Annotated in this window: 3 protein-coding genes; 2 read left to right on the forward strand and 1 reads right to left on the reverse strand. The window is 70.3% G+C overall.

Annotation, left to right across the window (positions count from 1 at the left end; translation table 11 throughout):
• The first annotated feature begins 159 nt into the window (after positions 1-159).
• Entirely contained in the window at positions 160-12,642 is a 12,483-nt protein-coding gene (locus tag AC0KXF_RS07310; RefSeq protein ID WP_473108540.1) for an isopeptide-forming domain-containing fimbrial protein, read from the forward strand.
• A gap of 128 nt (positions 12,643-12,770) precedes the next feature.
• Here AC0KXF_RS07310 and AC0KXF_RS07315 read toward each other — a convergent pair whose 3' ends face one another.
• Entirely contained in the window at positions 12,771-13,148 is a 378-nt protein-coding gene (locus AC0KXF_RS07315; protein WP_473108541.1) for an RNA-binding S4 domain-containing protein, read from the reverse strand.
• A 54-nt stretch (positions 13,149-13,202) separates the two neighbouring features.
• On the opposite strand from AC0KXF_RS07315, the gene AC0KXF_RS07320 reads away from it, so the two are divergent.
• On the forward strand, positions 13,203-13,835 hold the full coding sequence (locus AC0KXF_RS07320) for a YigZ family protein (protein WP_473108542.1): 633 nt from the start codon (positions 13,203-13,205) through the stop codon (positions 13,833-13,835).
• The last annotated feature ends 268 nt before the right edge of the window (positions 13,836-14,103 follow it).

The following is a 14,103-nucleotide window of genomic DNA, read 5'->3' on the forward strand; positions in this document are numbered from 1 at the left end:
TACATCGGCGCCGCCCTCCCACCTAGGATCTCACCCCCGATCTCACCCTTTTGCACGGGCGCAGGATGATTTTCCTGCCTAGCGTGGGAATCCGGGCTTCGTGCCCAGAATCATTGCGCCTGCGGGAAGGGGCGCCGGGTGGGGGAGTGATCGGGGCACATGGGACAGTCGCGCGTGCAGGGAACTACGAAGAAGTGGTTGGCGGGTATTGCGGCGGGGTCGCTGCTCGCCGGCTCGTTCGTCGCGGTGGGTATCGGTACCCAGATGGCGCAGGCCGCCGTGGCGGCCCCGACGGTGACCGTCGAACAGCAGGATCCTCCGCTCATCGCGGGCGAAGACGTCACAGTCGATATCGGCGTTGCCAATGATGACGAGTCCACGAGCGACGGCTACAACCTCGGTCTCGGCGTGCTCGTACCGGGCGGCGTCACCTTCGTCGGCGCCGGCGAATCGTTCGGCCAGCCGAAGCGCGTCTACCAGGCGGGCGAGACCGTGCCGAGCCAGGGTGCGAGTTGCGAGGCCGTCGGCCTCACCAGCGCTGGAGCCGGTGCCCCCTGTACGGTGCCAGAAGGATCGCAGTACCTCGTCTTCCCCAACATCTCGGATCTTCCCGCCGGGGCTTCGAACCGCGGTTCCCTCACCCTCCGCCCTGACGCCGGCGCGTTCCCGGTCGGTTCGAACCTCGACATCCGCGTCTTCGCGTTCACGAGCGACGACGAACGCTTCCTGCCCAGCTTCCCCGGCAGCGGCGGCAGCGGCGGCCCCGCAGCGACCTCGCAGCCCGGCATCGGCGAGGCGGGCCTGCGAGTCGGAGCCGCGCGCATCGAGAAGAGCGAGCCCAGCCCCGAGAACGAGCTGCTGCGCGGCGTGCACGACAACACCACGACCTATACGCTGCGCGTATGGCACACGGGTGAGGGCGACATCGATGACCTGGTCGTCACCGATTTCCTGCCGGCCGGCCTCGAGTACCTCGGGCTGGGCGGCGCCGACAACACGAGCAACGCGAACGGCACACAGGGCGGTCCCGGGGAGTATCCGGGCAAGGGCGCGATGAACGCCCCGGCCCCGCACGACAGCTTCTACGCCGACGCCGACCGCCCCGCCGATCACGAGCTCGCGCGCAACGCGGCGCTCGCCGGGGCCGAGCGCGTCGAGACGCTCGTGCCGACGGCTGACGACATCGCGGCCTTCCCCGGCCTCGACAGCGGCAGGGTCTACACGAAGGTCACCTGGAACATCGGCCGGCTGGCCGCGGCCGGCCTCGTCGACTACAGCATCGTCGACCCCCACGCGCAGAGCTACCCGGACGCCGCGGGCCGGCCGGGTTTCTTCGAGATCCGATACCGCGCAGCGGTGCCGCTGTTCGAGAACACACTCGACTTCGGCGGTGAGACTCCCTCGCCCGAGGGCGGCCTGCAGGGATCGAACCTCGACAACAACCGCGGCGCCTCCACTCGCCAGGGTCAGGCGATGCCCGACCCCGAGGGTGCAGCGCAGGCGCAGACCAACGTCGCGGGCGTCAGCGGTGTTTACACAGGCGAGGTGGCCTCGTCCGAAGACGCGCGGGTTCGCGACACGACCGAGCACACCGTGACCGCGATGGACGTGCGCGTGCTGAAAACGGTCGACGACGCCGAGTTCACCCAGGGCGGTCTCGCGCGGTACCGGCTCGACATCGCGACGAGCGAGTACACGGGTGCCGAGCTCGGCGGGCCGGGTGACAGCGGTGCAGACGTCCGCCCCAACCGTCTCACCGACGATCTCGGCGACGGCATCTGCCCGGCGATCCCCGCCGGAGCGGTCACGCCGGGCGACGGCTACCCGCGCCTGCTCATCGGCGATCCCCGTCCGGGTGGCACCGTCGTGAGCGACGAGATGAGCCCCGAGGCGTGGAGCCGGGCGCTGCTCGACGCCGGCGTCGGCGCCGACTGCGCCTACCCCTCGGAGCGCGCAGACACGACGCTCGAGGGGGCGACGCTCAGCGGCATCGCCTTCGACCCGGCCACCGGCCACTTCTTCCTCGACCTGTACATCGAACCGCTCGGGGCCGGCACCGGCAACGGGCACGACGGCGGTTCGGCCGGGCACGAGGTCGTGTACACGGCAGTCCAGAACGCGCTCTACGCGCAGCACGAGAACGAGTACGCGAACGCGCCGGGCGCGACCACCTCGGGCGACACCGTGCGCAACACGGTCGACATCACCGCCACCACCGCCGCGATCGACGAGCTGAGCGGCGTCACCTCGGCAGGTGACCCCGGCAACGGCATTGCGCCGGCCGATGCCGACGGCGAGTACCGTGCGGAAGACGACTCGCACGCTACGCTCAAGGCGCCCCTCAGCGGGCTCTCGAAGCAGGTGCTGCCGCGCGGTGCCGAGATTCCCGGCGGCGACATCACCGCCGTGCCCGCTGACGCTTGGGAACCCGAGGAGGCGTCCGAGCCCTTCGCCGTGGGCGACGATGTGTGGTGGCGCATCACCGTCACCCCGCCGGCCGGTGCAGACGTGCGCGCGCCGAAGCTCAACGACTTCCTGCCCCAGGGCACGGAGTTCGACCCCGCCCTCGACGGTGAGGGGCGCTTCACCGACATCGCCTACCGAGTCAGCAGCGAGACCGCTCTCGGCAACTGCTCGCCGAGCGGCGACGACTGGCTCGACGAGTTCGTGCCGAACCCCGCTTTCGACGAAGACGCCCGGTCGCTGACCTGGGATCTCGGCAGCGCCGACTGCGGAGTCGTCGATACCGCCGGCCACCGCTTCTTCCCGAAGAACACGCAGATCGACATCTTCATCAAGGTGCGGGTCGTCGACGTCGCGGCGTTCGATGAGGTCGACCTGTCGCAGAATCTGGCCAAGTACCAGCAGCGCAACGTCGACGGTGAGATCTTCTTCCTGCGCGACGACGCTGCCATTCACCTCGACACCGGCGCCCGCCTCGCGAAGGGCCTCGAGACTCTCGACGGCGAGCCGGCCGCGGGCAACGCGGTGAACAGCAACGTCGACGGCGGCGAGGCCGTGCAGGGCGACGAGGTGCGCTTCCGCATCGACGTCACCGCTCCGAGCACCACGACGCAGGGGTACCGGGTCTACGATGCGCTGCCGGAGGGCATCCGGGCCGCCGACCTGAAGGGCTACGTCCAGGCGAGCGGCGAGTTCGAGTCGTCCGCGCAGCTGTGGCAGGGCACCGCGGTCGGCAGCGCGGCAGCGCACACCGCCGTGGTCTACGACTGGGATGATCTGCCGCAGGAGATCAAGGTGGATCCCTTCTACGAGGGCCGATCCATCGTCGTCTGGGAGATCTCGGAGTCCATTCCCGGCAGTACGGAGGCGAGCGAGACCGAGGCCGCCGTGCAGCGCGGCTTCACCCTCGGGTACACCGTTGTCACGCCGGACGGCGTCGCCGGCGGCGACGCCGCGCAGCTCGCCCAGCGCTACGAGAACACCGCCTCGATCAGCAGTTTCGCCGTCGAGAACAACGGCGGCGGCGTCTCGCGCATCGTGCCGACGCTCGGCGACGAGAGCGGTGCGGCGCACGGCGGTGCGGGAGACGGCGGCAGTTCGCGGCCAGTGTCGGGCCACACTCCGGGCGACGGTGAATTCGGCATCTCCGCCGACCTCGCGACCGATCCCTCGCACTTCTCGCTGCCCGACCCGCGGCCGACGAAGACCCTGCTCTCGACGCAGATCGCGCCCCCCGGTACCGCCCCGGTGAGCGATCCGCACAACCCCGCGAGCGCCATCGTGCAGGGCGAGATCGCGACCTTCGAGTACACCATCACGCTGCCCGCCAAGACGACCGTCAAGAACTTCAGACTCTCGGACGGCGGTCTGTTCGGCTACGGTGCGAACTGGGGTCGGAGTCTCGCGTACGAGTTCGTCGACGGCAGCGCGCAGTTCTTCGGGCCCGATGACACGGATGCCGACCCCGGCACCTGCGACGAAGGCTCGCTCGCCGGCTTCACCTGCGCGCAGAGCGACGGCGACGAGCACGGCGTGCTCAGCAGCGCCGAGTACACGACCGGTGACGCGGACGAGACATTCCGCGTGCGCGTCTCGGCCTGGGTGACCGACCGCGATGCCTCGAACCCGAGTCGCACACCCGACCTCGCGAACCCGACGCAGCTGCGCAACACGGCCACCTTCGGCTACGACGATCCGAATACGCCGGACGCTCGCATCGAGCACGACGCGAGCGCCGAGGTGCGGTACATCGAGCCCCGGCCGACCATCGTGAAGACCCAGAACGCCCGGGGCGAGGTCGCGATCGGCGACGAGGTCGACTACACGCTGACCGTCGGCGCGACGGCGAACCGCCCGAAGAGCTACGACAACGTCGTGGTCGACGAGGTGCCCGAGGGGCTCGAGGTCGTTCCCGACAGCTTCACGGTCGCAGGCAGTGCGGCCGAGTACGTCGTGGCGGAGGCGCCGCACACCGGCCCGTTCTCGCCGAACACCGTGGTCGTCGAGCAGAGCGTGCTCGACGGCGAGGGCGGCACCATCACCTGGAGCGCGGAGGCCTTCACGCAGCTCGATGAGCTGCCCGCTCCCGTCGCACCCGGCACGGTCGCGCTCGGCTACACGGCCGTCATCAGCCCCAGCGCCGGTGCGGGCCGCGAGTTCCCGAACACCGCACGCGTCACCGGACAGACGCTGCCGGCAGACCTCGATGACGACGCGACCAACCGACGCGGCGATCGCGTCGCCGCAGACGAGACGACGGTGCGCGCCACCACCGCCGATATCGCCAAGGGTGTGCGCGTCTCGGGCGACGTCGACTACGACCCCGCGGCCGTCGCGGCTCCCATCGGCGAGACGGTGCAGTACGAGGTGCGGGTCGATCTCTTCCCGAACATCAACTACTACGACATCGAGGTTCGCGATGCGCTGCCGGCGGGCGTCGAGCTCGACGCCGACTCGGTGCGCGTGCATCAGATCACCGGCACCGGGGACCCCGTCGATGTAACGGATGACTGGAACCGTGCGGCAGCCGGTCAGACCAGCACCTGGAGCTACGGTCAGAACGATGGCGACATCGCCTCGAACGCCGATCCGCGCACGCTGATCTTCAGCTACGACGTGCTGCTCGCGCACGACGGCGTCGCGGCGAACGTCGGCGAGCTGCCGAACACCGCCGGCCTCACCTGGCGCCCGGCACCCGGCGCCGACCCTGTGACCCCGCTGACGGACGACGCGCGCGTCGACGTGCTCGACCCGGTGCTGGCCATCGAGAAGAAGATCGACTTCGCGGCCGAGACCGCGATCGATGAAGACGCGATCAGCCTGAACCCCGACGGCGGCTTCAGCTATGAGATCACCGTGCGCAACAGCGGCGTCGAGGCGCGGAACCTCACCGCGGCGCACAACGTCACGGTGACCGACCGGGTGCCCGAGGGTGTGCAAGTCGATATCGACTCCATCGCGCCGACCCCGGCCGCGGTCGACGGTGACATCGCGAACGGCTCGGGTGGGACGATCACCTGGCAGATCGCCGGCCCGCTGCACCCGGCCGCTCAGGCCGGCGACGACCGGCCGAACGCCGCCGTCCTCGGCTACGACGCGAGCTTCGTCGACGCCGAGGCGCTGACGACCGAAGCGCTCGTGAACTACGCGAACGTCACCCACTTCGAGTCCTTCGCCGATGGCGGCCGCGAATACGATCCGTCCCTCGACGGCGACGACCGCATTCGCGACGACGCGCGTGTCGCACCGGTGTTCCCGTTCGTCGAGCTCGAGAAGACCGTCGGCGACGCGAACCCCGACGGGCTCGCGACGGTCGGCACCCCCTTCCAGTGGCAGCTGACGCTCACCAATACGGGGGCAGGATCGGCGCAGACCGTCGACGTCACCGACGTCCTGCCGCGGAACTGGGTCTATGACGAGCACAGCGCGCAGGTGAAGATCGGCGCGGCAGCCACTCGGCACATCGAGCCGAGGACCGACGCGGAGGCGGGCAGGCAGACGCTGCTCTGGAGTCTCGGCGAAGACACCGACGGTTTCGAGCTGCTGCCCGGCACGAACGCGACCGGTGACGAGGCGGCCCGCACCGTCACGATCACCTTCACGGCGACCCCGCAGGAGGGCGCGGTCGACGACGCCGGCACGGGCGCCGAGGCGAATCCGCACACCAACCAGCTGCGGGCCGTGACCACCGATACGACCGGCAGCACGGAGAACGCGGACGGCGCCTTCACCGGCGACGACGATCAGGCCGACGCGCACATCGCCGAGGCCGACCTGAGGCTCGTGAAGAGCGCTATCGGCGGCACGAGCAACGGACTCTACGGCCTGGACGACGGCAGCTGGGTCGCGGGGGCCGCGGTCGGCGCCGACTACGCGCAGCCGCAGTGGGAGATCGTCGTCACGAACCACGGTCCCGACGCGAGCGAGGGCTGGTTCGCCTTCGAGGACGCCCAGAAGCTGCCGACCGGGGTCACGGTCAGCGGCTGGACGGCGAGCTACCACGACGGCGACACGGTCGTGCCGCTCACCGACCTCGAGGTCACCGGCGGCAGCGGCGCGAGCGGTGCCTTCGAGTTCCGCGTCGGTGAGAACATCACGCTCTCGGCAGACGGAGGCGACTACATCCGCATCGTCGGCGATGTGAACATTCCTGCGACGGTGGCCGACGGATCCTCGTTCGAGAACACCGCCTCGGTGCTCGGCGAGACCTTCGAGCGCCCGGCTAAGACCGAGCCGAGCAGCGAGAACCCGAACAGCGACGATGCCGAGAAGACCTCGAGCGCCGCCGCCGATCTGCAGATCGTGAAGACCGTGAACACGGCGGAGGCCGACCTCGGTGCCGGCAAGCCGATCTCGTGGGGCATCGAGGTCATGAACCTCGGCCCCTCGGGCTCGCTGAGCGGCGCAGATGCAGCCATCACCGTGACCGACGAGGTGCCCGCCGGTATCTTCGACGTGGCCGACCCCTCGGTCGCCGGCATCTGGACGGCGCAGCTGAACGGCGCGGCCTGGCCCGAGGGCGAGCTCGCGACGGCGGGCGACACGATCACCTGGATCTACCAGGGCGCAGCCATCGCGGTGGGCGCCTCGCCCGCGACGATCACGCTGACCGGCACGATCGATCCCGATTGGGCGGCCGGTGCCGAACTGCTGAACACCGCAGGGGTGACTCCGGGCGACACCACCGATCCCGAGGACGAGAACAACACCTCCACGCCGCCGGCGGTGACGCCTTCGGCCGATACCGTCATCGACGTCACCAAGACGCGCGCGGTGTACGACGAGGCGAGCGGCGAGTGGGTCGCGGCGACCGAGGCGCCCGTGCCGGGCGAGCACGTCAGCTACCTCGTCGAGGTCTCGAACCTCGGTCCGGCGACGGCGCGCGGTGTGACCGTGACCGACGCGCTCCCCGAGTACCTGAGCTTCGTCTCGATCGAGGACGTCGTCGGTGTCTGGCAGCGCGAGACCACCGACGCCGCAGATGAGCAGCTCTTCTCCCTGACCGACCCGGCGCCGCTCCCGAGCCCCGTCGGGCTGCCGGCCGATGACACTTCGAACCGGGCCTCGTTCGTGATAACGACGCTGCTCGACTCGGACTTCGTGCTCGACGAGGACAGCGCGGTGGTCAACCGGGTCGTGGCCGACGCCGACAACGCCGACCCCGACGACGACACCAGCACGTCGACCGACGTCGAGCGCCGCGCGGCGCTCGAGATCGAGAAGACGCACCTCGGAGATGCCGTCGCAGGCTCGCAGCTCGACTACGAGCTCAGCGTCGTCAACCGCGGCCCCTCGGCCTCGCGCGGCCCGATCACGGTGACCGACGCGCTGCCGACGCACCTCTCGTACGCTGCCGACTCGTCGCAGATCAGCTTCGACGGCGGTGCGACCTGGGCGCCCATCGCCGCGACCCCGGCGGCTCCCGGCGACGAGCCGGGCACGCTGAGCTGGGTGGTCGGCACCGCTGAAGAGACCTTCACGGTGCCCGTCGGTGACGGTTTCGTCATCAGGCTCACCGTCGACGTCGCCTCCGACGCGCCGAACGGCGCGTACCTGAACACGGCAACGGTCGGCGGTCCCGACGGCCCGGATGACTCGACCACCGACGAGGTCGACCTCGAGCGCGAGGCGAACATGACCTTCGCGAAGAAGGTCTACGATGCCGAGACCGGCGCCTGGGTCGACTCGGCCGAGGCCGTCGCAGGCGAGCAGGCGACCTTCCGTCTGTTCATCGAGAACGAGGGTCCCTCGGCGAACCCCGCCTTCATCGCCGACACGCTGCCCGAGCACCTCACGCTCGCCTCGGTGACGCCGGAGGCCGGCAGCGCGTGGGTCTGCCCGAGCGACGGCAACCAGGCCGGCGCGAGCGCCGTGAACTGCAGCGCCTCGCTGCTGCCGGTGGGCGAGAGCTTCATCGACATCGTCGTGGACATCGCGCCCGAGGCGCTCGCGGACGGCGGCAACGTCTCCGCGACCCTCACCAACGACGCGCTGCTCACCTGGGTCGACCGCCGCACGAGCGATCCCGACGAGCCGCACGAGCTGCCCGACAGCGCCGATGTCGTCGTGGGCGCGAAGGCCGACCTCGGCATCGCGAAGACGGCGCTCGACCCGGCCGACGGCGAGGCGACCGAGGTCGCCGTCGCTGGCACCCCGCTGTGGTACCAGCTCGTCGTGCGCAACGACGGCCCGAGCGACGCCGTCGGGCCGCTGGTCGTGCACGACACCCTGCCCGAGGGCATGACCTTCGCGGGACTGGTCGGCGCCAGCGGCTGGCAGGCCGCGGTCGACGTCGATAACCCGCAGCGCGTGACCTTCACGCGCGACGCGGGGCTCGCGAGCGGCGACAGCGCGCCCGAGATCCGCTTCGCCGTCGATATCGACGCGACGGTGGATCACGGCGCCCCTCTGACGAACACCGCCGACATCGACGAGGAGACCCTCGACACGAACGGCGATCCCACCACCGACCCCGCGGAGGCGCCCGACAGCGACACCGCCGAGCTGCGCGTCGACCGAGAGGTCGAGGTCTCGATCGAGAAGAGCCACGTCACGGCGAAGCCGAACGACGAGTTCGAGGTCGGCGACAGAGCGACCTTCACCCTCGACGTCGCGAACGACGGCCCCTCGGTCGTCACGGGCGTCACCGTGACAGACACGTTGCCGGCCGGTCTCGACTTCGTCGAGCTGGCAGGCGACGGCTGGTCGCTCGTGAGCGCCGAGCCGGGCGACCACGGGCGGGTCGTCGTGGTCGCCGAGTACACCGGCATGCTGCCTGCGGCCCCGGCCGACGGCTCGCACGCCCCGCAGCTCACGATCACCGCGCTGGTGACCGACGGCATCGGCGACGCTGTCGAGGTCGTGAACGACGCGTGCGTCGCCACGACGGAGACGAATACGAACGCCGAGCCCTGCGACGACGACGTGATCACCACCGTGCCGCTCGCCGACCTGGCCATCGAGAAGTCGGTGACCACGGCGGCCGAGGCGATCACCGCGGGCGAAGAGCTCTCCTGGCGGCTCGACGTGCGCAACCTCGGACCCTCCGACTCGCTGAGCACCGAGGAGAGCCCGATCACGATCACCGATGTCCTGCCGGCCGGTGTGCACGGCGTGACCGACCCCTCGACCGAGGAGTGGGCCGCCACCGCGACCCGCGACGGCAAGCCGATCGAGTTCCCGGCGCGTGCCGGCGACACGATCACCTGGACTTTCCAGGGCGAGCGCATCGCGGCGAACCCCGACGAGGCGGCGGACCCCGCCTTCAGCATCGCGCTGACGGGCGTGATCGACGCCGCTTGGGTCGACGACGAGATCCTGAACCGTGTCGAGATCGTTCCCGGCGCCACCCGCGACCGCGATCCGTCGAACAACGACAGCGAGGTTCCCGTCGCACCGGGCGACTACACCTCGCTGCGCATCGACAAGACGCGCGTCGTGCAGGTCGATGGCGAATGGGTCGTCGCGGCCGAGCAGCAACCGGTGCCGCCGTTCGTTCCGGGCGACGACATCAGCTACCGCATCACCGTCGTCAATGACGGCCCGGCCGACGCGCGCGAGGTCGCGGTGGTCGACGAGGTGCCCGAGGGGCTCTCGTACCTCGGGCACGAGAGCATCGGTGAGCGCGTGTGGCAGCACGGGGTCGGCGGCACGACGAGCGTCGGCGGCAGCGACGGCTGGGACACCTTCGCGCTCGTCGGCTCGCAGGAGGTCGGCCCGGAGGCCGCGCTGCAGTTCGTCGTCACCTACGCGACCGACGCGGCGATGCAGCACGACGAGAGCGATCCTCTCATCAACTGGGCCGAGGTGACCGCGGAGAACTGGGTGGGCGGCTTCGATCGGGATGACGACGACGCGACCTCCAACCGCAGCGCCGACCTCTCGATCGAGAAGTCGCACACGGCGCCCGCCGTCGGCGAGGCCGTCGTGGCCGGTGAGACGGTGGAGTACCGTCTGCGCGTCGCGAACCACGGGCCGAGCGTCTCCGATCAGCCGATCGTCGTCTCCGACACCCTGCCGACCGGCTTCGGCTACGTCGAGGGCACGGCGCGCGTCTCGGTCGACGGTGCGGAAGCCATCGCAGTCGAGCCCGCGCTCGACGGGCAGAGGCTCGTCTGGGGCGACATCACCGGCAGCGTCGACCTCGCGGTCGGCGGCACCGTGGAGATCGCCTTCACCGCGCTGGTCGACGCGGGTCATGAGCCGGCGGAGGACGTGCTGAACATCGCCGTCGTCGACGGCCCGAACGACAACGACATCACGAACGATCGGGACGTCGATCCGGTCGACGTGACCGGCGTCGCCGACCTCACGATCGGCAAGACGGCCACCACTCCCGCCGAGGCCATCACTGCCGGTGAGCCGGTGACTTGGCGGCTCACGCCCCGCAATGCCGGTCCCTCGACCTCGTGGAGCTCGCCTGATAGCCCGATCACGGTGACGGACACCTTGCCCCCGGGCATTGCCGGCCTGATCGAGGACCCGTCGAACGACCTCTGGGCGGCGACGACGTCGAACCCCGGCGGTTGGAGTCACGCGACCGCCGGCGACACGATCACCTTCACATACCGCGGCGACCGTTTCCTCGTGGGCGCTGAACCGGATATCGAGATCACAGCTCTCATCGACCCCGCGTGGGAGGGCGGCGCCATCACGAATGTCGCTGTCGTGTCCCCGGGTGAGACGACCGACCCCGAAGATCCGAACGAGGACACCAGTACTGTGACCCCGGGCGACCGCACGGTGCTCGACATCGCTAAGAATCGGGTCGTGCTCGTCGACGGCGAGTGGGTGCTCGCGAACTCGATCGCGCCCCCGGCGCCTCCGATCACGCCCGGCACCGACGTCAGCTACCGCATCGACGTCATCAATGAGGGGCCGGCGATCGCACGTGATGTACGGGTCGTCGATCCGATTCCAGCCGGCCTCAGCGACCCTCGGGTGACGAATATCGGCTCCGGTGAGTGGGTCGCCGAGACGACCGCGTGCGAGGAGGGCATCGCTGAGGCGGCCGGGTACCCGGCGGGTGACTGCCTGATCGCGGCTCTCGAAGAGGACCTCGGTGTCGGGAAGAGCGAAGCGGCGTCGTTCATCGTGACGTTCACCACCGCGCCCGAACTCGATCCCGATGCGGAGTTGGTCAACTGGGCGCAGGCCCGAGCCGACAACGTGCCGGAGGACGAGCGGCCGGATGACAGCGACAATTCGCACCAGCAAGCGAGCGCCGATCTGTCGATCGTGAAGACGGCCGACGCCGCGCAGGTGCAGGCCGGTGACACCGTCGGCTACCGGCTCGTCGTGACGAACGAGGGGCCGAGCAGCGCGCACGGACCGATCACCGTCACCGACGCGCTCCCGCTGGGCATGAGTTACGTTCCCGGAAGCGCGCAGGTGCAGGTCGCCGACGGTGAGAGCGCCGGGATCGAGCCAGAGCTCGGCTCGGCCGGCGGGGCGCAGCGCCTCACCTGGACGCCGGTAGCCGAGGGGCAGAGCCTTGAGCCCGGTGAAACGATCGTTCTGGTGCTCGATGCTGTGACGGCCGCGGATCGTTTCGCGCCCGATGGTCTGCGCAACATCGCTACCGTCACGACTGACGATGACAGCAACCCGTTGAACGACGAGTCCGATGCGACGGTCGTGGTGGATCCCGTCGTCACGCTTGCCGTGACGAAGACCGCCGTGGGCGAGTTCAAGGTGGGCGAGATCGGCACGTACCGGATCGAGGTCGAGAACCGCGGCCCCACGGCCGACCCCGGCCCCATCACCGTGACCGACGAACTGCCCGACGGGCTCACCTTCCATGCTTCACCCGATGAGCACGTCTCGGTCGATGGCAGCACGGTCACCTGGGTGCTGCCGGGCGGCCTGCAGGTCGACGAGAGGATCGAGCTGACCCTTGAGGTCGCTGTGGGGCGGGCCGCTTACCCCGCCGTGACGAACACTGCGGTGCTCGACTCTGATTCCGCGCTGACGGACGATTCGAGGATCAGCGATGAAGCCACTGTCTCGGTCGTTCAGGCGGATCCCCGCGATCCTCTCGCGATCACCGGTGGCGACATCCTCGCCTTCGCAGCGCTGGCCGCTCTCCTGCTGCTGCTCGGCGGTGCCGGTGCGTTGTTGGCGGAGCGGCGGCGGGCAAGGGCCGCGGCTGAAGAGACCGGTGCGGGTGTGACCGGGTAGTGTTCGGGCCGCGCCTCGGGGGCGGGTGCTGCATACGGGATCGGTGAATCCCCGAGCTGCATCCGCCTCTCGGCGACGGTGTAGAGGCTTCAGCGGCGGCGTATGCGGACGCACCGCGTCGCCGCGCCCTACTCCGCGGAGTCCCGGCCGCGCAGCCGGTCGATCTCGCGGCGCTCCCGCTTCGTGGGGCGCCCCGCGCCCCGATCCCGAACCACCATCGCCGGGCGCTCGACACGCGGCGGGGGCGGCGGCGTCAGATCCTCGAAGTGCTTCGCTGCCTCCGCCGCGCTGCCCCTGCGCACGGGCAGGCCGGTGACGCGGTATATGCGGTCGAAACCGTGGAGCCGCACGCGCACCACGTCGCCGATGCGCACCGGCTGAGACGCCTTCGCGGGAGCATCGTTGACGCGCACGTGGCCCGCGCGGCACGCCGCAGTGGCCTGGCTGCGGGTCTTCGCGAGACGCACGCCCCACACCCAGGTGTCCGCACGCACGCTCTCGCCCATACGCACGATCGTAGCGGGCGCGGCGACACCCTGCGGGCTGCGAGGATGGAAGGCATGGAGACGGAGTACGAGACCATCGCCGCCCCCGTCGACGCGGAGCTGGAGATCTCGCGCTCGCGGTTCCTCACCCGACTCGAGCGGGTGGAGACCGAGTCGGCGGCGCGGGAGGTGATCGCCCGGGTTCGCGGCGAGCACCCGAGGGCGCGGCACCACTGCTCGGCGTTCGTGCTCGGCGCGGACGGCCGGGTGCAGCGCTCCAACGACGACGGCGAACCGAGCGGCACGGCCGGCGCCCCGATGCTCGACGCTCTCGTCTCGGCCGGCCTGAGCGACACGGTGGCCGTGGTCACGCGCTACTTCGGCGGGGTGCTGCTCGGCGCCGGCGGGCTCACGCGCGCCTATCGGGCGGCGGTCGCGGAGGCCGTGCTGGGGGCGGTGCGGGTGCGGCGCGGCCTGCGGCGCGAGGTGCTGGTCACGACGGCCTACGACCTAGCTCCGCAGATCGAGTCCGAGGCACGACGACGCGGGTTCGGGATCGGCGCCGCCGAGTACAGCGATCGTGTCGCGCAGCGCTACCTCGTCGCCGAGAGCGAGGTCGCGGCGCTGACCGCGCTCGCCGCGGAGGTCAGTGCGGGGGCCGCCGAGGTGCGACCGGGCAAGGCGGGATACGTCGATCTGCCGGCCTGACCCTGCGCGCCGCCGGGCGAAACGTATGAAGCCCCCGGCTACCTGGGGGACAGGTCCGGGGGCTCGCCCCTCCCAGAGGATATGGACACCGGAGGGAGGGATGGCGTCTTCCCGGGGGGAACTGGGTCGAGCGCCAGTACCGATGCTAGAAGCGCAGTTTTCGCACAGGTGGCGAAAGCATCGAACTTCACCCGTACTTTCACCCTTTCTGTGCGAAGGGGCCGATCCGGAGCCCCCCTGGCAGCCCCTCCCGAGAACGTCAGAGGCG

The sequence above is a fragment of the Leucobacter holotrichiae genome (assembly GCF_055791005.1).

Bases quoted from the DNA above. Each gene is read 5' to 3' on its own strand.
- AC0KXF_RS07310 (WP_473108540.1), top strand. From the start codon at position 160: ATGGGACAGTCGCGCGTGCAGGGAACTACGAAGAAGTGGTTGGCGGGT.
- AC0KXF_RS07315 (WP_473108541.1), bottom strand. From the start codon at position 13,148: ATGGGCGAGAGCGTGCGTGCGGACACCTGGGTGTGGGGCGTGCGTCTC.
- AC0KXF_RS07320 (WP_473108542.1), top strand. From the start codon at position 13,203: ATGGAGACGGAGTACGAGACCATCGCCGCCCCCGTCGACGCGGAGCTG.